Source organism: Cytobacillus oceanisediminis (assembly GCF_003182355.1).
Classification (GTDB): Bacteria; Bacillota; Bacilli; order Bacillales; family Cytobacillaceae; genus Cytobacillus; species Cytobacillus oceanisediminis_A.
In genome coordinates, this window is sequence record NZ_QGTW01000005.1 from 130,116 (window position 1) to 152,542 (window position 22,427).

Annotated in this window: 21 protein-coding genes and 3 pseudogenes; 6 read left to right on the forward strand and 18 right to left on the reverse strand. The window is 36.9% G+C overall.

Translation table 11 applies throughout. The features are described from left to right. Nucleotides 1-22: 22 nt before the first annotated feature. Nucleotides 23-593: pseudogene (locus tag DFO73_RS11450) on the reverse strand (HAD-IC family P-type ATPase); the annotation flags it as partial. A gap of 279 nt (nt 594-872) precedes the next feature. Here DFO73_RS11450 and DFO73_RS11455 point away from each other — a divergent pair. Next, a complete protein-coding gene (locus DFO73_RS11455) occupies nt 873-1,364 on the forward strand; it encodes a CBO0543 family protein (protein WP_110064925.1) in 492 nt (163 codons plus the stop codon). A gap of 237 nt (nt 1,365-1,601) precedes the next feature. Here DFO73_RS11455 and DFO73_RS11460 read toward each other — a convergent pair whose 3' ends face one another. Both DFO73_RS11460 and DFO73_RS11465 read right to left on the reverse strand, forming a co-directional pair. Next, nucleotides 1,602-2,078 (reverse strand): hypothetical protein, encoded by a 477-nt coding sequence (locus DFO73_RS11460; protein WP_110064926.1) that lies wholly within the window; start codon nt 2,076-2,078, stop codon nt 1,602-1,604. Nucleotides 2,079-2,392: 314 nt separating this feature from the next. Next, nucleotides 2,393-2,650: a hypothetical protein gene (locus DFO73_RS11465; RefSeq protein ID WP_258309409.1), complete on the reverse strand. Its 258-nt coding sequence runs from the start codon at nt 2,648-2,650 to the stop codon at nt 2,393-2,395. Between the two features lie 269 nt (nt 2,651-2,919). Between DFO73_RS11465 and DFO73_RS11470 the strand changes: the two genes are divergently transcribed. The 4 genes from DFO73_RS11470 (at nt 2,920) to DFO73_RS11485 (ending at nt 4,908) form a co-directional block, all read left to right on the forward strand. Next, nucleotides 2,920-3,390, forward strand: a complete 471-nt coding sequence (locus tag DFO73_RS11470) for a DinB family protein (RefSeq protein ID WP_110064927.1) — start codon at nt 2,920-2,922, stop codon at nt 3,388-3,390. Between the two features lie 319 nt (nt 3,391-3,709). Next, complete coding sequence (locus DFO73_RS29300; protein ID WP_258309410.1) at nt 3,710-3,871, forward strand: MerR family transcriptional regulator; 162 nt, start codon at nt 3,710-3,712, stop codon at nt 3,869-3,871. A 151-nt stretch (nt 3,872-4,022) separates the two neighbouring features. Continuing rightward, on the forward strand, nt 4,023-4,271 hold the full coding sequence (locus DFO73_RS11480; protein ID WP_110064928.1) for a glutaredoxin family protein: 249 nt from the start codon (nt 4,023-4,025) through the stop codon (nt 4,269-4,271). Nucleotides 4,272-4,437: 166 nt separating this feature from the next. Further along, complete coding sequence (locus DFO73_RS11485) at nt 4,438-4,908, forward strand: DinB family protein (protein WP_110064929.1); 471 nt, start codon at nt 4,438-4,440, stop codon at nt 4,906-4,908. Between the two features lie 108 nt (nt 4,909-5,016). Here DFO73_RS11485 and DFO73_RS11490 read toward each other — a convergent pair. From DFO73_RS11490 to yeiL, 5 genes and pseudogenes are all read right to left on the reverse strand, one after another. Beyond that, nucleotides 5,017-5,178: pseudogene (locus tag DFO73_RS11490) on the reverse strand (DinB family protein); the annotation flags it as partial. A 53-nt stretch (nt 5,179-5,231) separates the two neighbouring features. Then, a complete protein-coding gene (locus DFO73_RS11495; RefSeq protein ID WP_110064930.1) occupies nt 5,232-5,603 on the reverse strand; it encodes an iron chaperone in 372 nt (123 codons plus the stop codon). A gap of 229 nt (nt 5,604-5,832) precedes the next feature. Further along, a complete protein-coding gene (locus DFO73_RS11500) occupies nt 5,833-6,243 on the reverse strand; it encodes a hypothetical protein (protein WP_110064931.1) in 411 nt (136 codons plus the stop codon). 404 nt (nt 6,244-6,647) lie between these two features. Continuing rightward, a complete protein-coding gene (locus tag DFO73_RS29820) occupies nt 6,648-7,103 on the reverse strand; it encodes a CBO0543 family protein (RefSeq protein ID WP_110064932.1) in 456 nt (151 codons plus the stop codon). 275 nt (nt 7,104-7,378) lie between these two features. Next, a complete protein-coding gene (gene yeiL, locus DFO73_RS11510) occupies nt 7,379-8,050 on the reverse strand; it encodes a transcriptional regulator YeiL (RefSeq protein ID WP_110064933.1) in 672 nt (223 codons plus the stop codon). A 79-nt stretch (nt 8,051-8,129) separates the two neighbouring features. Between yeiL and DFO73_RS11515 the strand changes: the two genes are divergently transcribed. Continuing rightward, nucleotides 8,130-9,329 (forward strand): MFS transporter, encoded by a 1,200-nt coding sequence (locus DFO73_RS11515; RefSeq protein ID WP_110064934.1) that lies wholly within the window; start codon nt 8,130-8,132, stop codon nt 9,327-9,329. A 276-nt stretch (nt 9,330-9,605) separates the two neighbouring features. On the opposite strand, the gene DFO73_RS11520 is transcribed toward DFO73_RS11515, so the two are convergent. From DFO73_RS11520 to DFO73_RS11560, 10 genes and pseudogenes are all read right to left on the reverse strand, one after another. After that, nucleotides 9,606-10,064 (reverse strand): DUF523 domain-containing protein, encoded by a 459-nt coding sequence (locus DFO73_RS11520; protein WP_110064935.1) that lies wholly within the window; start codon nt 10,062-10,064, stop codon nt 9,606-9,608. A gap of 716 nt (nt 10,065-10,780) precedes the next feature. Next, nucleotides 10,781-12,352 (reverse strand): glutathione ABC transporter substrate-binding protein, encoded by a 1,572-nt coding sequence (locus tag DFO73_RS11530; RefSeq protein WP_110065051.1) that lies wholly within the window; start codon nt 12,350-12,352, stop codon nt 10,781-10,783. Between the two features lie 173 nt (nt 12,353-12,525). Further along, a pseudogene (locus DFO73_RS29925) lies at nt 12,526-12,663 on the reverse strand (IS91 family transposase); the annotation flags it as partial. 103 nt (nt 12,664-12,766) lie between these two features. Then, nucleotides 12,767-12,937, reverse strand: coding sequence for a hypothetical protein (locus DFO73_RS28625; protein ID WP_219993427.1), 171 nt, complete (start codon nt 12,935-12,937; stop codon nt 12,767-12,769). A 553-nt stretch (nt 12,938-13,490) separates the two neighbouring features. Then, nucleotides 13,491-14,888, reverse strand: a complete 1,398-nt coding sequence (locus DFO73_RS11535; protein WP_110064937.1) for a Na+/H+ antiporter NhaC family protein — start codon at nt 14,886-14,888, stop codon at nt 13,491-13,493. Between the two features lie 25 nt (nt 14,889-14,913). Then, nucleotides 14,914-16,011: an alanine dehydrogenase gene (locus DFO73_RS11540; protein WP_110064938.1), complete on the reverse strand. Its 1,098-nt coding sequence runs from the start codon at nt 16,009-16,011 to the stop codon at nt 14,914-14,916. Between the two features lie 193 nt (nt 16,012-16,204). Continuing rightward, nucleotides 16,205-17,605, reverse strand: a complete 1,401-nt coding sequence (locus DFO73_RS11545) for a sigma-54 interaction domain-containing protein (protein WP_258309414.1) — start codon at nt 17,603-17,605, stop codon at nt 16,205-16,207. 439 nt (nt 17,606-18,044) lie between these two features. Beyond that, entirely contained in the window at nt 18,045-18,215 is a 171-nt protein-coding gene (locus DFO73_RS11550; RefSeq protein WP_375137319.1) for a hypothetical protein, read from the reverse strand. Nucleotides 18,216-18,394: 179 nt separating this feature from the next. Then, nucleotides 18,395-20,731, reverse strand: coding sequence for an RNA polymerase recycling motor HelD (gene helD, locus DFO73_RS11555; RefSeq protein WP_110064940.1), 2,337 nt, complete (start codon nt 20,729-20,731; stop codon nt 18,395-18,397). 803 nt (nt 20,732-21,534) lie between these two features. After that, complete coding sequence (locus tag DFO73_RS11560; protein WP_110064941.1) at nt 21,535-22,398, reverse strand: SDR family oxidoreductase; 864 nt, start codon at nt 22,396-22,398, stop codon at nt 21,535-21,537. Nucleotides 22,399-22,427 lie beyond the last annotated feature (29 nt).

Here is a 22,427-nt window from a genome sequence, read left to right on the forward strand (position 1 = left end):
GAAAAAATAGGAAGCTTTTATCTTATTTGTCTTTAATTCTGAGAAGTCGCAAGCCATTTAATGTGACAATAAGAGTCGCACCCATATCCGCAAAAATTGCAATCCAAAGTGTCAGCCATCCTGGAATGACAAGGAGTAGAGCGACAAGCTTTATCCCTAAAGAAAACGTAATGTTTTGCTTAATAATGCTAAGGGCTTTCCTGCTTATCTTGACAGTGAAAGGCAGTTTGCCAAGGTCATCTGCCATCAAGGCGATATCCGCTGTTTCAAGAGCCGTATCTGTTCCAGCTCCTCCCATGGCAACCCCGACCGTAGATGCAGCCAATGCAGGGGCATCATTCACACCATCTCCTACCATTGCCACACGGTCATATTTATTTCTAAGATCTTTAATGAACATTAATTTATCTTGTGGAAGTAATTCGGCTTTAATATCCGATACGCCTACCTGATCCCCGATTGCGTTAGCGGTTCCTGTGTTATCCCCCGTCAGCATAATTGTTTTTTGAATTCCCAGAGAGTGAAGATCTTCAATAACATTTCTACTGGTTTTCTCTTAATACATCCGCAACTGCAATCAAACCCAATACTTCCTCTGACGCACTAACGAGGTTTCGGGTGGGGGACCATCGTCCCTCGCTGGGGAAAGTGATCAGTGTTAATTCGCAAGCCGCTCGACTGGGCGGCTTTTTTGTTTTGCATCATCGCATCGAATAATCGCCCGGAAACATTGCAGGCAATTATGGGCAGACAAAACTGCTGTTTTAATCCGGTCTGGATCAGGTAATAGAAATTATTTTCCTTATTATAAAATAAATTGGTATTTATTGTAAAAAAATGCTAATGCTAGTAAACATCAAGGAGGAAATGATATGCACTGTATCTTTGCTGTATTGGTTATCATATTTTCTTATGCCAAAGGTGATTGGAAAAACTGGGAGAAATACTATCCTACGATGCTTTATATCTCCCTTTCGTCTTTTGTTTATGAGTTTATTTCACACAGCCACTTTCACTTATGGGAACTTGAGAAAAGTCTCTTCAACTTGATGGGCGTCCATTTCATTCATAACCTAATTATCAATCCGTTAATATGCTTTGTATTTTTATCTAGATTTCCCAATCAGTTCAGACATCAAATTGTCTATTATGTAAAATGGATTGGTTTGTTATTGGCAGCTGAATGGATTGCATCCCAATTTAGTATATTAACATACCATAATGGCTGGAACCTCTGGTGGTCTTTTCTATTTATGGTGATCATGTTTCCAATGATTCGCCTTCACTATGTCCATAAGCTTTGGGCATTACTTCTCTCTGTTATAATTTCTGCGATTTATTTATTTTTGTTTGATTACTTATAAATAAATTATTACAGTACCTTTCTTGAACCATTCCTGTTAAAACATAATAAGAATAGGCCCAGCGATTACAGCCTTGGTCTTCAACTCTCGCACCCGTTTGCTTAATAAGGAAAACACTATTTTGGTGGAGATGGTTCTTTTTATAGTATTCTGCCCAGTCAGCACAATAAGAAATAGGCTGCCGTAATGACAGCCTTAATTACTAAGTTAACCCTTTGACCTTTTGTAATCAGAATATCACTCCGATGGTGAAGAGAAATGCCTAATGCAATTCTCATATATAACCTGGAATCCGTATAATATGAATGTCTTTATTAAAAATACAATTGATAATTGAAATTTAGTCAGCCTTACTAAAGAGACATAACCAATTTTTTTAAACCATTCTAAACCAAAGTAAGTAAAAAGGGAGTCAACTATAAGATTTGTTAAAAGGTATAGATTAAATTTTCCGTAGGTGTATTTTAATATCCAAAGTGAACCAACTAAAAATGGACCGATTATTAGTGGGATCTCTCCTATTACATTAGGTTTTACATTAAACGGGAACCACCACCATTTTTTCTTTTCTGCAAATCTCCCTTCGGCAACTAGGTATAAACTCATAAAAATTGATGAAGGAAGAAATCTTTTTATTGCTTTTACACCAAGAAAAGGAACGGTTAACCATGGTAAAAGGGTCATTAAAATTACAAAACCATTGATTTTCTTCATTAAAAACTTCCTTTACATTATCTTTATAAATTTATTTTCCCTATTTGTGGTATTTTTATTAATTACAAAGTGCAGGAACATTTCCTTCACTTTGTTAGCTGCCCATTTAATTATTAAGTCTTACAGCGTTAGTGGTACTATCTCCCATTAGTTAATAAAATAAGCCGTCTGTAATGGCAGCTTGAACTTTAACTAATCTTCGACTAAACTGCGCCTTTAGTACAATAAGAAAGGCAGCCTCAACGACAGCCCTTGTCCTTCCAACTCTTGCACCCGTTAAAAAACCATAAATAAACTAAAACCAATTAGGAGGATTAGAGTTGCATAAAACACCTTTCTCCATAATCCCCTATGAAGTATATACACACTAAAAAGAAATAGATAATAGCATTTCCAGTAATAAACAGTAAAAATTCTTTGGGTAGGTCATTCGAAGGGAGTGGGTTTGTCACATTAGTTAATGCTAAACCACCAAAAATGAATATACCTATTATATTTAAAAGTTTTCTCAAACTAACTTCTTTTTTTGGTACAATTTCAACGTTTTGAGACGTTTGAACATTGGCTACCAAAATGACACCCCCACTTTATTAGACTTAATTAATTATACGGATTTTTCGAATAAATGCTTCATAAATACTCTATGTTGCTTATTACACAAACCTGCCCCGATAGCTCAATTAGAACTTTAAAAATAGAGCATTATACCTCCCTATAACGCCAGTTAACTTAACAAGTAATCCTATACAGTGTTCATAATTTATGCAAAGTTTTCCTCGTATTATTGGAACGAACATCCATTCGTGTATAATTATAATATGTTTATCAAGGAGGAACATTTATGAACTCAATTGAATTAATCATTTTAAATTTTAATGAGGTTAGAAGAAGAAGCCTTAAGGTTTGGACATCTATTCCTAATGAAAAACTTCACTGGAAGCCAGATGATGAAGCAATGAATTGCTTAGAAATGATTAGGCACGTACTGGAAAGCGAGCATTATTATCACCTGGCAATAAAAAATAGAGGAAGTTTATCCGTTTTTGAATCCCCATTCGAAAATAGACCTTTCACTTCTGTTAATGCAGAATTGGAATTTGCAGAACCTTATCGAAATGATTTCATCGGTACAATCAAGTCATTTACTGAAGAAGACTTGACTAACATAAAAATTGACCGCTCCGATTCAGGATACATAAGAGATTTAGGAGACATGCTGTTGCGTGTTGCCTATCATGAATCAGTTCATACTGGTCAGTTATTGGATTATTTAAGAACAGCGGGGGTTCCAAGAATTCGTATTTGGGATTAGCCATGAAAGTGCCCGATTGTTGAAGATCGATTAATTTATTTCAACTGGTGTTTATTCAGAACTTTATAGAATAAGATATTTAAAAAACTTCTAATTTTTTAGTTAACATAATCATTAACTATAAGAAGTACGAACAAACGCCATACCCTAGAATCATAGAATGATAGGACCTGTCATGGCAGTTCCTTTTATAAAAAAAGCATTGACCATAACATTGACGTCATAGTTTAAAATAGAAATTAATTTTAAAAAGTTTTAAGGGGGATCGCTTTTTGCAAATAAGTGAACTCGCACGTAAATAGGTGCAAGTATTGGTTCTATGCGTTATTACGAGGAAAAGAATCTGATTACTCCCATAAGCCTTGAAAATGGCTACCGTAAATATAATAACTTAGCTTTGGAACGGGTTAAAACCATTCAATTTTATATTGGACTGGGGCTTTCTACTGACCAAATAGAGGATTTTAAATTTGTGTTTTAAAAAACAAGGAAGCCTTTTGCCAGCAGATTTTGCCTATTTATGAAACCAAAATTAAAGAAATTGATGATCAGATTAAACTGTTATCCATGCTTCGTTCTAATTTAGAAGAAAGAGTCAAATCTATCAAAACCAGCAGAAAGTAGGTGAGTAAATGAAAAATAGGATTATTATTTATACGCAAGAAACGTGTAATCCATGTCATGCACAAAAAAAATGGCTAAAAAATAATAACATGTCCTTCGAGGAAAGAGATGTTCGAAAAAACCCTGATTATTTGCAAGAAGTAATTAAACTAGGAGCAAGTGCTACTCCAGTAACGATTATTGAAATGAACGGGAGAAAAGAAGTAGTATTGGGTTTTGATAAAGAAAAGCTTACTGTTTTACTTAACTTTGATTAAGTGACATTATAATTGGTTGGATGTTAAGGTCCTGCCATTTGCAAACTGTAAATTTAAAAAAGTTATAAAAGAAAACGATAATTAATTTTTCAGTCCATTGACACTCCTAATCTTTTCGGATTTTTGGTATATTAACAGATGAGAATATTTGGAAGGGGAGAAAGGCATGAATACACTAGTGCTTAAACAGTTTGAGATGACAAGAGGTTATTTTATTAAAAAGACTGCGTCAGTATCAAAGGAAATTACATGTATACAGCCAGACGGTTTTAACAACACGATTCATTGGCATATCGGCCATGTATTAACGGTCTGTGAACAGTTTTTGTTCGACTATCCCCGCAAAACGACCCATATCCCTGCAAACTATATTGAATTATTTGGGAACGGTACAAAGCCGGCTGATTGGAAAGGTGATGTACCTGCAGTAGATGAGCTCGTCATACAGCTGAAGGATCAGTTGATTCGGATCCGGAAAATTCCAGATGAACAATTAAATGAAAAGCTAGAAAAACCATTTTTGGGGCTTGAAACCTTTGGAGAAATAGCCGGATTTGCACTGTTTCATGAAGCAAACCATTTGGGGCATATTCAAGCGATAGAACGGGTTATTAATCATACAGGAGTAAAGAACTAAAAAAGGAAAGATCATTTTAATTTCAGTCTTAAAAGTTACAAAGGGTGCCCAAAGATATGAAGTGCAGCACCATTGGGCATCCTTTCTTATATAAATCTTATCTCTCGTCCCCAGCACATCTGTATTTGGCGGTTCATACCCTAACTGTCGGTCCATCGCCATAATCTGCCCTTTGTGATGATATTCGTGAGTAACAGTATGCATGAACAGTTTTCGAGGAGTCATTGAAATTACCTCAGTTGATTCTCTCCAAGGAATAGGCTGCACGATTGTCAAAACCTAAACCAAAGCAACCAAAAAAGTGGTTGCTAATACGCTCATAATTATTTCCGCCAAAAAGTTGAACAGTCTGCCTTATCCCTAATATTAAACTCGATCATTTTCTCAAGTAATGAGAAGTCAACCGGACTATCCCACTGGATACGTACCAACTGCTTGGTATGATCATAGCCAGCCTGCACAATTTCATTAGAAAAATGATTAATCCCTTCCCTTTCAGGGGCGACAGTCAAATGATGTTTGGCTACGCTAAAGCCAATAATAAATGTGCCGTGATCGGTAAACATAGGCTGATTCCACGCAATTTTCGGCAATAAATTTGGAAACTTCTTAGTTACCCAAGCCAAAACTTCTTCCGTTCGGGCCCGATGTTGCGGGTTATCAATATGCGCTAAATATTCTGCAAAAACTTCCATGTTGTTCCCTCCTAAAATAAAAATTATGTCGTTCAGAGAAATTCCTCAAACCTATTCGTTTATAACTTTTTAAACTTCTACAAATAATACACTAACTCCTTCTAAACTCTTGGTCTTTAACTCTAGCCCTTATTTTAAGGTGAAAAATTCTATATCGGATGAAGTATTCCATCTTCAAGTACCTGCCTGAAATGGCAGCTGGATCTTTAAGTAAAGCAGAGAATAATTCTTATTTGGATAAATGTTTATAATCTAATAATTCGATTTTGAAATTATGATTACATTTCAGCTTATTCAGCTTATCACTGTCACAGGATGGGGATATTCTTACCTTAACTAGATCTTCTTTATTATTATCAAGATTTTGTGAAGGAATTTGAATTCTTACAGAAACATCATAGGAATGATCTTCATTGTAGGTTATACCAACGATCCTTTGCCAATCCCAGCCAATAAGAGTATCCTGCCCATACTCTTTTATTACCTTTTTATCGATTGTTGGAAATATAATGTCTAAAATAATGTCCTCTGTTGTGATATACATTTCTTCCACTTTTGGATCGGTTTCTGCCTTAACAGTTTGCAAAGGAGCAAAAGCAAATAATAAAAAGCCAAATAAAATTAAGTATCGCTTAAGCATCAAGATTCACCCCATTTTTCGCATTTACTACTTATTCTTTCCAACCTGTTAATCTTTATTAACCTGCCCTGTAGCCTTCCATGCAGCGGAAAATCATCCTGCACTACAGAGAATGAAAATATGCGGAAGCGTCTATACTGGTCTTAGTCCAGTCAACCCATCCATAGACCAATGAATTGTGCCTTACTCCATTTTTTTAAACGAATGAGACGAGTCTCTTCGGTATTGTCTTTTTTAGTAGTTAGAGAAGTTTATTTTCATGCAGTTGAACAAAAATAGCCGCCTGGTTCGGCAGCTGTTTCTTGAACATAAACAACGGTCCTTAAAGGACACTGATTCACAAGATTTCTAAAGAAACTTTTTATAAAGGTGTTATAGAATGCTTCGATACGATTGAGGCATCACTATTTATTTTTTTCAACTAAACGTTTCGTAAACATTTGATTCCAATAAAGAATTAGATACAACAACGGGTAGATAGGAAGCGAGAACCATATCCTCCATTCATCATATACAAAAATATTGATTTTAACTAAAATTAACTCAAAATTGATTGCAAAGACGGTCCACCAAAAGATATAAATAACCTTTTTTAAAAACCTTTTCCTATAAGGAAAAAAATTAAGAAATATCAAATTCACTTGTGGATATAAACCCAACACGATCCATAATGATTTAAGATCTGCTCCTCTTTCAAAATACCAATAAAGATCATATTTAAATTCTAAATATACATCTGTTAAAGCCTGGAGGGCTATTGCAAAAAGTGTTGTGGTATACATTTCAATAGCTGATCTGTTTTTTGGCATAAAAAAAACAATTAAATTAAATACGAAGACCGAAAAATATAGGAAAAACATTCTTAATCTCCATCCTAATATGATAACTGTTATTATTAACACAATTATTTATTTATATCCTCTTCCACTAATCCTGCCCCGTTAGCCCAATAAAAAAAAGCTGCCGCAATGACAGCCTTGTTCTTTTACTCTAGCGCCCGTTTGTTGAGGTTTCGATTATTTAATAAGGTTACTCATGATACGGTTCGCCATAACATCTCTAAACGATTATTTTGTCAAAAGACAAAAATATTATATTTTTAATTTTACAAGGAGCTCCTCTAATCACAAATTAGTTATTTATTCCACAACATCTCAGCTAGCTCATATAGTGAGTTGTACTGCTGTATGCGATAGTGACGTCTTTCCTTTTGTAAATATCCCTTATCGCAAAATTGTGCAAGCACATGCATTAAGTGCCGATAGGAAACTCCTAAGAATTCACAAACAGTTACATGTTTCTCCTTATAGATCCCTTCATCAGAAGTTTGTAAAATAAATTCCGCAAGACGGTTTTCGAGCGGAAAGGATAAACTTTGCGAATATTTTGCAGCCATTCTTGTTGCTTTCAAGCTTAAGAATTTGGTTAGTTCCCGCAGAAATGTTACATCTTCTAATAATTGTACGCGACAACGATGAAAAGGAAGCGCAAAACAAATGGTTTTAGTAGACGCTTGAATCCCTTTTGTATAATAGACCTCATTTAATAATTCCATTTCTCCAATATAATCTTTGGGATTGATAAAATTTATTAAAGAGACTTTTCCATTTTGATGCGTTACATATATTTTTGCTTTACCTTCGATGACATAAAATAAAAAATATGGTCTCCTGCCTTCTTGAATAATCCATTCATCCCGTTTATATTCATGCACTTCTATAATTTCATGAATCGGTAAAGAAAATAAATGGGCAATAGAGTTCTCCTCTAAATAACGTTGCCTTTTCTCATTTTTATAAATTTCCATTATCCACCTCAAAATATGAGATATCTCCTATTATTGTATGCATATTCAATATATCATACAAACAAAGGAGAGATATTTAATGAATACACAACGCTGGATGAGCAGACAGTACTTTAGTTTTTTTGTGACATGGGGTGTCTTTCTTCCCTATTGGACAGGATGGATGATTCATACAAAAGGAATGACGATTGCACAAGCCGGCTTAATTATGAGCTTAGGTTTGGTTGCAAGAGGCATTTCTACATTATTTGCGTTTCCATTTTTATCAGAGAATTTTAGTAGTAAAACGATTATAAATGGCTCAGCAATCGGCACACTAATTGCCCTTCTCTGCTACATTCCTGCGAGTTCCATAACGAGCATACTTGTGGTTACGTTACTATTGCATGTTTTTTACCCTACATTGATGCCAGCATTAGATAGTGCAGCTGGCGTACTTCTGCAAAGTAAACAATTAAAAAATTACGGGAAGAGCCGATTGTGGGGATCCATTGGGTTTGTCGCGGCCGGTATGGCCTTAACCGTCTTTACCGAGTCTCTTGGCGATGAAGTGATTCTATGGGCTTTTGTTTTAGGCATATTGGTATTTGTAGTCCTTGGCTTTATGCATGCACCCATTGTTTTATTAAAAAAGCCGGACGCAGATCAAACAAAAAAAGGTGGTATGATAAAATTATTTAGTTTAAAACACTTTGGTATGGTGCTCGTTATTGTGATTTTACTGCAAGCTGCACACGCTTCTTATTATAGTTATGGCTATATTTTTTTACAGGAAATCCATGCACCTAAATATCTAATTGGCTTCATTATTAATATTGCCGTGATCGCAGAAATCATTTTCTTCTCAATCGCAGATAAAAGCTTTAATAAATTTTCAGTAGGCTCTTTACTGACACTAGCGGCACTGGGTTCATCCGTACGTTGGATATTAGTATTTGCCTTTCCAAATGTTATTATTTTTGGTATCTCACAAACATTGCATGCATGCTCGTTTGCAATGGCTCATTATGCCTTTATGAAATACTTAATCAAAAATATTCCACATGAACAAATACCAAAAGCACAAGGCATATACTCGGCGTTGGCACTTAGCTGGAGCACTGCCGTGTTTACGATTTTCGGAGGGTATTTATACGAAATTGAGCCAAGATACGCCTTTATCGGGATGATTTTCAGTACCATTCCAGCAATGCTGCTTGCGTTTGTTTATCGGAAGCTGGAACATAAAAAGGAAGAATCCTTTGCTATACAGTTCGTTGACATACGGAGCGAATCATAAGTTAAACTTCTTGACCTAATCTCGAATGTTCTAGCAGATGCATATTTAAGGATTATACAATGTTAAGATTATCACCTGAGTCATTAGATAATGGTAACACAGGGGTTAATTAAATAGGATTGTCCAATTTGGACAATCCTACTAATTTTGCTTTATGCATCCTTTTCTTAATATTTCATCTCGCTTTTGCACTAAATCGAACTCATACAAAGCAAAACCTCATTTTATTACAGATTAGCGCCCGTTTGTTGAAGATTAAAGGCTGTGTAAAATAAATCAACCGATATTATCGGAAAACTGCTTTTCTGAAATTACTTGTAATCCATTTCTGTTGAGTAAAGCAGTTGTAACTCCATTTCCAATCATTTTCTTACCCTTAAATTCACCATTATAAATCATTGAGCTCCCGCAGGATGGACTATATTCTTTAAGAACGACTATTGTTGCCCCAACCTCAATAGCCTTTTTTAATGTTGCGTAAGCTCCTTTAATGTACAGTTCGGTTACATCTCTACCTGTTTTCTCGATGACTTTAGCTTTCCCATCCAACACATCTTCCCCGTTACCGCCTATTATCTCAGCAGGTTCTCTGGGAGTTGAAAAACCACCTAGCAGTTCAGGGCATATGCTAATTGCTTTATTTTCTTCTATTAGTTTACGTATCTTATTATCTAAACTATGCGTACCATTATACCTTACCTCTAACCCCGCTAAACAAGAACTTACTAATATCATTGATATCACCTCAACCCTCGTACCTTATGACCTTATACAACTAAAAACCCTTATAAAAAATAATTAAAGTAAGTCCCCCCGGCCTAATCCTTTTCGTACACCTTCAATGGTAGCTGCCAGTCCATCATTGAGGTTCCTTTTGAAAGATATACCGATTTAAATTGAATACCATAAATGGTCATGGGTACACACGTTTATTAGCACCTTTTTTCTAATGATTTTTATCCGTATCTTAATGATATTAATAAACAAGAAAGATAATCAAATGTTTTTAACAATAGTGGAATAGGGGTACGGAAACGATTCAAAGAATGAGGGGCTACTATGGAAGTAAATACAATGTAATCATTTACGATCACCTCTTTTATCTTTTTGTCACGCTACTCCTACCTATTCCTATGATTAACGAGCTTTCCTGTGAAATAGAAGTCAAAAAGAATTGTAGCAGCTGCGGTGAATTTGCAACATTAAATATAAATATTTATCTGAATACTTCCATTAATTTTAAGCAAAAAAAAGAGCCAGAGCAACTTACTCTGATTCCGACTTTATCTGCCTTAGGCTCCGCTCCCTAATAATTTTCATTTTTATTTACGACATTTTTTCTTGCACGGGGGTCAGGATTCAAAACCAAATGGACCTGTTTCATTTGGTTTTTGAATTTTTTCCGGTATTCCGTAATTCACATTGGAAAATTTTGAAATGCAATTTAACATTTATTTAATTTTAACATCATTCAACATTAAATAACTAACTGGGTTTACCCAAAGATCACTAACATTGCGGTTATAGGCAGCAAGATGCTCATGGCTTCGTATCGGGATATATACAGCATCTTCCATTTCAATCATTTGAGCTTTTTCATAAACTTCTTTCCTTTTCTCTGGATCCATTTCCTTCCGGCCGGCTTCAAGTAATTTGTCGACTTCTGGATTTGAATAGTGAAAAAAATTCCCAGGTGCTCCTATAGAATTTGTATGGAACAAACTGTATTGATTGTAATCTCCGTCTCCAGTTGCATTTCCCCAGATGCTGTTGAACATATGGCCCTCCCCTTTTTCGTGTGTTGCTACATAGGCGCCATACTCTAGCATTTCAACTTTCACATCAACTCCAATTCCCTTAAGCTGAGATTGGATTACTTCTGCCATACTTACTCGTTCTTTTATGTCTGGCGTAAACAACGTCACTTCAAAGCCATTAGGATATCCAGCCTCTTTCAGAAGTTCCTTAGCTTTGTTTAGATCGTATTCATATGGATTCACATTTTCGCTATACCCAAATACCTTTGGGCTCATCGTTGAGTTTCCTAATTTCCCAACATTGTTAAATACCCCAGATACAATCGAATCACGTTCAATCGCGTGACTAATTGCTTGTCGAACTAACACATTATCAAATGGAGGTTTATGTGTTCTAAATCCAATAAATTCAGCACCTAATCCATCTGTTCGGTATAGCTTCATTGTAGTTGAGTTTTCAATGCGTTCTATTTCCGATACTGGAACCTGGTCTGTAATGTGCGCTTCTCCTGTTTCTATCGCTGCTAAACGGGTGGTATCTTCAGGCACAACTTTAAATTCTACTTTATTAATGTTTGGTTTTTCACCCCAATATTCTTCATTTTTCACTAATGTAATTTGCTTACCAGTCTGCCAAGCTTCAAACTTGAATGGACCTGTACCAACCGGCGACTTCGCTATCTGAGCAGGACTTTCATCAAACAATTTTGGACTCATAATGCTTCCTTCATTCGCAGCTAAAATGGATAAAAGCGGTGCGTACGGTTCGGATAAAAGAAATTGAACTGTATAATCATCAATGATTTTTACTTCCTTAATCATACTAAACTTTTCTCTTTGCGGAGAGTTAGTCTTCAAATCAAGTAAGCGGACAAATGTTTTCTTTACTGCTTCTGCGTTGAAATCTGTACCGTCATGAAATTTAACTCCTTCTTGTAATTTAAATTCCCAAGTTAGGTTATCAATTTGTTTCCATTCTTTTGCAAGCCCTGGCTGAATTTCCATATTTTTATCAGGGACTACAAGTGTTTCATACACTTTTTGATAAATGATACTCGCTGTATATAGATTCGTAATAAAATGGGGGTCTAAGCTTGTTGCATCAGATTTTATTAAAACCTTTAATGTCCCTCCCTCGTTTTCGTTTTTCACTTCAGCAGAACTGCCATCAATGCTGCCTTTGGTTCCAGTTGAACATGCCTGAACTATCAGCATTAGAATTACAAACAAAACAAAAAGGGGAAATCTTACTTTCTTATTCTTCATGAGCAACTTTGTTCTTGCTTCTCCCATTCTTAAATTAACCCTCCTATTAATGTAATAAAAATACCTTTTTTCATTGATTAGTTTTATTATAGATAAAATATTTTAATATTTTTTACATAATTTTTACTAATTTTTTAATTATTTTGACAATTTTGAGTTTTCGTAATTTATTACCAAGCGCTTAATACTCTTTTACATAAATTTTTAGTTCGTCTAGAATACATCCCATAATGGTGAATACTTTTAAATTGCTTGTCTGAAATTTGACGAATTAACATAAATTCTTCCAAGCTTACGGTTTCCGCCTTTTCTGTATCGCGGACACTTACCACTAATTGATGGGCTTGCAAACTTTTTAAAAGAGTTTAAACGAGTCTGTTCCCGAATGCTCCAGTTACACTTGTTACGCAGTTTTTAATTACTGTAAAAAGAAGAAAGCTTTTGAATGTCATTTGTGTTACTGTGGGTTCCCATTTCAATTTTTAAAATAGTACTAGGGTATAATCCACATCCGTTACTTACTTCAATTAGCAGCAGATTCTTAGCTTTTCTTTTTTCTTTAAATCCATTTGCAATAGTATTCATCATTTTTCCTCCTAAAAAAACGGAAGAACAGCAAACAAGGTTTCATCCCTGATTGCAGTTCTTCCGCTTTTAATAATATGTATTTACCGCATTTTACCACAAACATTTTGTGAGATTAACAGAGTTTAAGATAATAGGTTCAATCTTCTTTAATTCCTGAAGCCCCTTTTCCTTTTGCGGTTTGGTCCCATAGTTAATCATTCCATTTATAACAACCATTTTCTGCAAAGAACTGCTGTATCTAATTGATCTAGTCCCTGCATATCAGGTTTATTTAATTCCATATAAATCTCCTCCCTTAAATTGAGTTGGGTTCGATTTTTCTTAATATGTTAATAGCATCTAAAGATTAATGTGCAAATTTTCCATAAAAAAACACCATTCCACTCAATAAAATGGTGTTAAAGAAGCATATCTTTAAAAAATGACCTGTTTCAAGCCTATTTGTCCTGCTTTTCTTTAATAGCATAGACGGTCGTCTTCAGAAACGGCTCTACTTTAAGCATTCGTTAGTGTTAGCTTGATGGGTATGGAGTACCACCAACAATCAATTTTAAACAAAAACGATCCCAACGATCAGATAAAAAACACAAGCAATTGCTGCTACTGTTAATGCATACGGAATCTGTGTTTTGACATGATCCATATGATCGGAGGCTGCACCAGTGGAGGCTAGAACGGTTGTATCTGATAAAGGCGAACAATGATCTCCAAAAACACCTCCGCCTCCAACAGCTGCTATTGTAGCTAAAACAATCGTCGTCACTTCATCCCCTGTATAGTTAAATGCAAGAGGAACCGCTAAAGGCATGACGATTGCAAAAGTCCCCCAAGAAGAACCTGTAGCAAAAGCAATGATCGCCGCAATTATAAAGGTAATGACTGGCAGCAGGCTTGGAGTCAACCAATTTTCGCTGACGGATACAACGTAATCAGCTGTCCCGATGTCTTCAGTTAGTTTATTCAAGGAATAGGCGAACGCCAAAATGATTATTGCTGGTAAAACACCCTTCATCCCAGCAGTTGCCGTTTTCATAATATCATTAAAAGGGATTCCCTGTATTCGCATAATAACACCTAAAATTACAGAAGCTGCCAAAAACGCTTCCATTGTTTTTGCTGAATCTAACACAATGAACGTACCTACTGCGATAGAGATCACAATCAAAACAGGCAAGAAAAAATTCAAGAAGACATTAGGTTTTATCCCATCAAAAGGTGGGGTTTCTGTCAATTCCTCTCCCATTAACGGTTCGGCTCCGTCACGTAAAACTTTTCCTTCCTTTAGTGCCCGTTCCTCCGCTTTCTTCATCGGCCCAAAATCAGGGATTACTTTCATGGCAATTAATCCTACAAATAGAACCGATAATATGGCATAAAAGTTAAAAGGGATTGATTGAACAAAAACTCCCATCGCCATATCCGGACTTTTTATAGCTCCCATTCCTACCAATAACCCTGAAATAAACACTGCCCATCCTGTGATAGGAACCATGACGCTTACAGGCGCAGAAGTTGAATCCGCTATATAAGACAACTTTTCTCTTGAAATTTTTGCTTTATCAGACAAATTGCGCATTGTCGATCCGACGAATAACGGACTAAAATAGTCACTAAAGAACACGAACATACCTAAAAACCAGGAAAAAAGCTGTGTCTTGACCCTGCTCAATTTCTTGCGCTCCATGATTAGTGTAAATTCCTGAATAGCACCGGTACGTTGAAAAAATGCAATTAACACCCCTATAAAAAGTTCCAGTAAAAAAATCCACGAAAAACTCGTAGTACCTAATGCTTCTTTCATCAAGTTTGGAAATCCTAATAGTCCTTGACCAGCTATAAGCACTCCGATAAAACATGCGACAGCAAGCGAAAAGACAGTGTTTCTTGTTACAAATGCTAATATAATTGCAACCGCTGCAGGAACAAGTGATAGAATACCTAAATCCATGTACTTCCCTCCCTAAAAATAAAATTTATTTTAACAACTCCTGAGGTTTCACCCATTGTCGATTTTGAATATTGCCTGTTTCTTCATGGGTTAACACTCCTTTAAAAGCAGTAAGCCCTTTTCGAAGATATTCATCTTCAAGCAAAGCTTTTTCAACCCCTTTTTCGGCAATAGCTAGTATATGTGGGAAAACAGATGCGGCATACGCAATCGATGCCGTGTTTGGAACGGCTCCAGGTATATTATCAACTCCGTAATGGATAATACCGTCCACTGTATAAACCGGATCATTAAACGTTGTTGGACGATAGGTTTCAATAGCTCCTCCAACGTCTGCACTAATATCAACAATCACCGATCCCTTTTGCATCTTACCAAGCATTTCTCTTGTAATCAGATGGTCTGTTCGTTGTTTGGGCCACTTCACACAGTTGATGATAAGGTCCACACTCGGTAAAATTTCTTTAATCGTTTCTTGATTCGAAAATCCTGTCGTAACATTCTTCGGAAAAAGAAACTGAGCCTCTCTTAAGACACCGATATTAATGTCTAGTAACCTCACCTGTGCTCTTAATGAAGCTAGGACGTCAACCGCGCTTTTTCCGACGATTCCTCCTCCTAGCACCAATGCTTGGATTCCGGGAACACCGCCTACTCCTCCTACTAATTTTCCCAATCCACCGTTTGTTGAGAGGAGATACTGGATTCCCATTAATGCACCTAGCTTTCCAGCCACTTCACAATTAGGTGATCCGAAACGATGAGTATCTTCCGCTGTAATAGCAATTACTTCTTTATCTAACAACACATCAACCTCTTCTTTGTTTGCCGCAGGGTGCAGACATGAGAAAAGGATTTGCCCCGGTTTAATAAGTGAATACTCTTTCGGACTAATTTCCTTTACTTTCACAACCATATCGGACTGATCAAAAATATCTTTCGCTTGCTGCATAATCACTGCTCCGGCATCAAGGTAAGATTGGTCAGGAAAACCCGCTTTGAGCCCTGCATCTTTTTCTACCAATACCTTGTGGCCTTTACGCGACAGTACCTTCACTTCATTTGGCGTTAAAATAACACGTGATTCCCCATCCTTAACTTCCTTTAAAACCCCGATTTTCATCTTCGTCCTTCTCCCCTTCTTTTAAAAGTTATATACTTAAATGCAAAACTCATGCCAGCTTTAAAAAAAGGGGAAATTTAATAAAAAAGCAGGCAAAACCCCTTGCAAAAGGATTTTTGCCTACAATAAAATGGTTGTGTAAATCTTAAATGGTATAAAACGAGCAATTTGCTGTTAAGTTTTGGGCACCTATCTATTGATGGTAGTTAAACCTGTTGTTTATTCCGTATTGGTTAATTTTTCTTTGTAATGTTTGTCTAGGGATTTCCAGCAGCCGTGCAGATTTTGATACATTTCCGCTTGTTAGAATCATTGCCTGTTCAATTCTTGTTTTTTCTAGATTTGCAATCTCATCTTTTAACGGCTTGATTTTTATAGAGGAAAAAGACTGTTGTATACCCATTAAATGCTTAATTTGCTGTTCTAAATGATTATATTGTAATGTATCATCACAAGCATCTGCCTGATTTATCGCATATTCGATCACATTTTCAAGCTCCCTGACATTTCCTGGCCAATCATAACTCAGCAAAAACTCTAGTGAATCTCTTGAAATATGAACAATGTTCTTCTTATGGCTTTTATTAAACTTACTAACAAAATAATCAACCAACAGGCGTATATCCTCTCTTCTCTCTCGTAAAGGAGGAATTGCCAATGTCATAACCCCAAGACGGTAATAAAGATCTTGGCGCAGCTTTCCATCCAGGACACACTGTGCCGGATGCACGTTAGTTGCAGTAATGACACGAACATTAACGGCTCTTACCAGTTTGTCTCCTAGCCTGCGAACACAGTCATCTTCCAATACCCTTAAAAGTTTTGCCTGTAGATGAATCGGCATTGAATTAATCTCGTCAAGGAAAAGAGTTCCGCCATTTGCCAATTCGAATAAGCCAGGATTATCCTCAGCCCCTGTAAAGCTGCCTCTTTTTGTGCCAAACAAAATACTTTCAATTAAACTCTCAGGAAGTGCAGCACAATTCTGGGTAATAAAGGGTTTTGTGGATCGTTCACTCTCATTATGTATCGCATGGGCAAACAATTCTTTGCCCGTCCCTGTTTCTCCATAGATAAAAACAGGCGAATCCCCTTTGGCAAACTTCTTGACAGATTCCTTTAATTGATTCATTTCTTCATCAACCGTTATGATATCTTCCAAAAAATAAACAGCTCTTTCCGGCTGAATCTTCGTTTTTAATTGCTTACTATTAAATGAACTTGAATCAATTTCTATAACTGAATTGAGCGGACGGTCTTCATCGCTTATATCCTTTGAGAGTTCTATCGAGCCGATAATTTTCCCATGGGCTTTAATAGGTAACGAAACATTTGTGGTTTCTTTTTCAATCCCTCTGAAATCGACTATATTTTGTTTTGCACGATAAATCGGCTTTCCTGTTTTCATTACCTTAAAAAGGGTGCTCGATCGTTCATCAAGCATAGGGAAAGCAGAAAAAAGGCTTAGGCCGATAATCTTCTCATTCTCATCAATTTCTTCGTGAAACCTTGGATTAAATTTAACGGTAAACAAAATTGTTCCTGAAGTATCAATTATCGTAATGCCGTCAATATATCTTAACTGGTCCAACACTATAAATCATCCCCGTGTATTCACTTTATTTTCTACTATATTACAGAACTTTCAATCAAAAAACATCAAGTGGTTTACGAATTAGGATCCTAACTTCTATCTTTTTAACTTGCTTAGATGGCTATGAATTACTTATTCTTCCTCATTAATTTTCAATATATAAATCTGGTTTGATTTTCTTAATTGTGGATTTGAAAGATAGTCGTATCGTTTATAAAAAAGATGTACTGTTTATAAATTATCTAGACCTAAATTTTAAAAACTCATAAAAAATAAAGGGTGATACATATTAGTTATGTGTAATATGTATCACCCTTTTAATTCTTGTTTAACCCCTATTCACTTGTTAAGTGTTTTTTGTAATTTTTTTTGGAGGCCTGTGAATATAAAAAACCGGGCGATGCCAGAGCTAGGCATCACCCGGTTGTCAGCATATTTATCACTCTTTAGCAGTCTCTAAATGTTTAACAACAACTAATTCCTCATCCGTCTTAACTTCATGATGGGGTTTTACCTTTTTAATAAAGAAAGCAAGAATGAGTGCGATAACCGCAATCAATGCAGAAATAAAGAAGGTAAAATTAATACCATGCAGCATCGCTTCATTCATGATTTGCTGTTTTATTTCAGTTGTGGCCTGTGTAGATGGTTAATGTTTCATTTAATATAGCAACAAAGGCCCCGATAATGGCGTTTTTTTTTGAACAGATTTGGTTTCCTGCGACATATAGAATCAGCCCTACTTTCTATGTTAAGTGAAGATTTGTTTATCGAATAACTCCATCTGAGTCAGACTTGGATGAAGCCTTCCCGCAAAACGTTTCGAAAAAAAGGGCTCGGTTTACCTACGCTGTAGAGCTGCAAATCATGCATAGCTCTGGTGCAGGCGGTGTAGAAAACTCTGCGCAGGCTTTCATCACCGTATACATTCTCCGATGCATCATAAATGATGACGGCATCAAATTCGATGCCCTTGGCCAAATACGACGGTACAACAACTACTCCTTGTTCATATTCAGTCGAGTTGCTTTTCAAAAGTTTAATTTCATCGATGCCGGACAGGGCTTCATATGCACTTAAACTTTCTTCTGCCGATTTGCATATAATCGCAACACTTTTAAACCCTTGACTTCGCAAATCTGCGACTTTGGAGGCAATGCAGCTGTGCAGTTCTTCGTGATCGGACAATTGTTTCAGCTTGGGTTTCTTGCCGTCGCGATCAAAAGGGATAATCCTTTCGCCGTTCGGAACTAACCTTCGTGTAAATTCGATGATCGGCTTTGTGGAGCGGTAGCTCCGTGCTATATTGATCACTTCCGTTTCATCCGGTCCGTATAGTCTGGTAAGCGGGTGAAAATCAACCATTTCACTGGCATGGGCGAAAATCGCCTGATTAAAGTCGCCGAGCACTGTCATCTTGGACGCTGGAAACAAACGCTTCAAAAACTCGAATTGGAAAGGCGAGTAATCTTGCGCCTCATCAACCACAATGTGTTTAATCGAACTGTTCGTCTGAAAGCCTTGAATCAGCTCTTTCAAATATAAAAACGGAGTAGCATCTTCATAAAATAGTTTGTCTTCATCCAGCATTTCCACAGTCGCCTGACATATATCCTTCCACTCGGCTGGTGCTTCCCCTTCTATCCACTGTTTGATCTGCAGGGGATCAGCAAAAAGCTGCTTGTATATCGCCTTAAAATCAACAAAACGAAACGCCCGAATTCGTTTTCGCAATGGTTTTAGCTTTTGTCGAACAATCAAGCGGGCTAACGCTTCAGGCTCGATTTCATAATCATGAATTGACTCTCCTTTAAAGCCGCGTTTCTCCGCCAGGTAGGTATGTGCCTTATGATAATCCTCATTGCTAAGCAGTTCGATTTCCTCCTGCACCCATGGCTTAGTCCGTTCGGCCTTTTCGGCATCATTTACTTGCTTAATTAGCCAATCCATCAACTTTTCAAGTCTGTTATGGAAGCGGAGTGAGGTGTCGCTGCTATAAAACCTGTCTGCAATTTGTTGAGCGGTAACAATCGGCTTTCCTCTGAAGATAAGGCCCTTAAATAACATTCCAGATAACTCCAGCCACTTCATGTATGCATTGATCGCCTCAAAAAAACGGGCAGATGCTTTGAATCGGATGCTCGCAGCTCTTGACCTGTACGAAGGGGTATTCGCTGCAGTTAAAACATATTCCAATTGCCCGTATGGATTTTCAACCTGGAATTCTTTACTCAGCCGATGGTCCAAGTATTCCTGAAATGTGACCTGCTGCATATTCTCTTCTCCGAGTTCCGGCAGCACATTGGACACGTAACTGTTAAACATCGAATTAGGAGAGAATAGAATAATTTGATCAGCATTCAGATTATCCCGATATTTGTAGAGCAAATAAGCAATCCGCTGCAGAGCAGCCGATGTCTTGCCGCTGCCAGCCGCACCGTGAACAATGAGCAGCCTTCCTCGATCATGACGGATGATCCGGTTTTGATCCTGTTGTATGGTAGCCACTATATTGTGCATATGTTTGTCAGTACCTTTGCCCAGAACCTCCTGTAAAATCTCATCTCCAATGGTGAGGCTCGTATCGAACATGGATTGAAGAACGCCGCCGCGGATAAGATATTGCCACTTTTTCTCCAATGTGCCTTGGATTACGCCTCCGGGTGTTGCATACTTAGCGGGACCGGGCTGGTAATCGTAGTAGACACTTGAGATCGGAGCCCTCCAGTCGTAGATAAGGAAATTTTCGCCACTAGTATCTCTCAGCGTGGAGATGCCAATATAGATTTGTTCCTGTGCTGAAGAACCTTCTTCAATAAAATCGATCCGGCCGAAGTAGGGAACCTCCTGCATTCTGCGTAGCGTGGACAAGCGCTTGGATGCATGCCTATGAGTGCTTTGGCTTACGGACAGAGCTTGAGCCTCCTGCCTCAGCCCGATGACGGTTTCAAGATAATCATCAAAGGTATCAATATTCACCTTGACCTCATCCCAAAAGTGTTTGCGGATATGAACCACTTCGTTTTTACGCCTGGAAGTTTCTTCTTCCAATCGGTTGATTTCCTCCGTAATTGTCTCCATTACACTGTCGACTCTTTTTTGCTCATGCTGAAGTTCTGAATTCATATCAAACACTCCTAAAAAAAAGTTTATAAAAGGGTTGACTAACGGATAGGTTGCATTGTATAATTAAGATAGGGATAATAAACTTAAATTTAATTAAACAATGCGCATCTATACAAATTTACCACAGGATCACATTTTTTTCAATGGTATTTAGTTAATTTTCTATGTTGATATATAAAAAGAGCAGTATTTAACGTTTCCAACGTAAATACTGCTCTTTTTATATATTTCAAATTAGAACTCCCTTTTTCTTGTTCCGCTAACCTGCCCCCGTTACGATGGCTACTTTATCTTTTAGTCTCATAATAAACCTTCAAGTTTATTACCCGGCTTAATTGACTTGTTTACATTGCTTGTACTTTATCACTATTTCTCTTACTATTATTTTCGCTTTTAATCTCACTTTGATTATTGGGTGAGGCACCACAGATCAAGCGTCGCCTGCAACAAAAAGTTTTATTTCTACGGTTATTGATTTATATAAAACTATATAATCTTATCAATCAAGCAGAAAGGGATTCAATAAAAAAGTGAAGAGAGCTGAAAAATCATCTCACTTTGAGTGGCTGTCTTATCAATACTAAGAACCATAAATTTTCACGGTATGCCAGTTAAAGCGGAACATTCCACTACCTAATATCTTTTGCATTCCAATTGCCTTAATTGCTTTCTATGCCCTAAAAATGATACATTCAGAGCCTCCTTTTTTTCTTTGAACTGTAATTGCACCATTCTACAATAAGAAAACCGACTTCTGTTAAATCAGAAAGGTCGGTTTTTATTGTGTTAAGGTGTTATTTTGTTTATGAGATGGCATTAACAATTTGTGTCAGTGCTTCGTTAACAGGCGTAACTGGACGACCAAGAACTTTCTCAAAATCATTGCTTTCAACTTCTAATGAACCGTTTCGAATACTCTCTTGAATTCCGACTACAATCGGAATCACAAAATCAGGTAAGCCTAAACCTTTCATGATTTCGGCATAAGTCTCATCATTAACTTGCTGTACAGGTATTTCTTTCCCTAATACAAGACCAAGTACTTTCACTAATTCTTCTTGAGTTAAAAGTGGACCAGAAAGTTCGTAAACTGTATTTTCGTGACCTTCTTCAACAAGAACGGCTGCGGCTGCTTCTGCATAATCTTGTTGATTCGCCCAACCTACTTTACCTTCTCCGGCAGAGGTTACCCATGGAGCACCTGCCAATGCACCTTGAATACTTCCAATTTCGTTTTCCAAATACCAATTGTTACGCAAGAAAGAATAAGGAATACCAGTATTAACAATGGCAGCTTCTGTCGCAACATGAGGTGGAGCCATTAAATTCTTGCTTTCTGTTGCATTTGCTAAACTTGTATAAGCAATAAATTTAACTCCTGCACGTTTAGCTGCTTCCACTGCATTAGTATGCTGACGAATTCTTGTCTCATTATCACCATCAGCAGAAATAATTAATAAGCGATCAATCCCTGCAAAAGCAGTATCAAGAGTTTTGGGATGGTCAAAATCACCATGGCGAACTTCTACACCTTGTGAACTTAGTCCTGCGGCTTTCTCTGGATTACGAACACTAACTGCCAATTGACTTGCAGGTACAGATTTCAATAATGATTCTACAACCTTTGAACCTAATTTCCCAGTTGCTCCTGTAACTAATAATTTCATTTGAACTATTCCTCCATTCGGATTTAGCT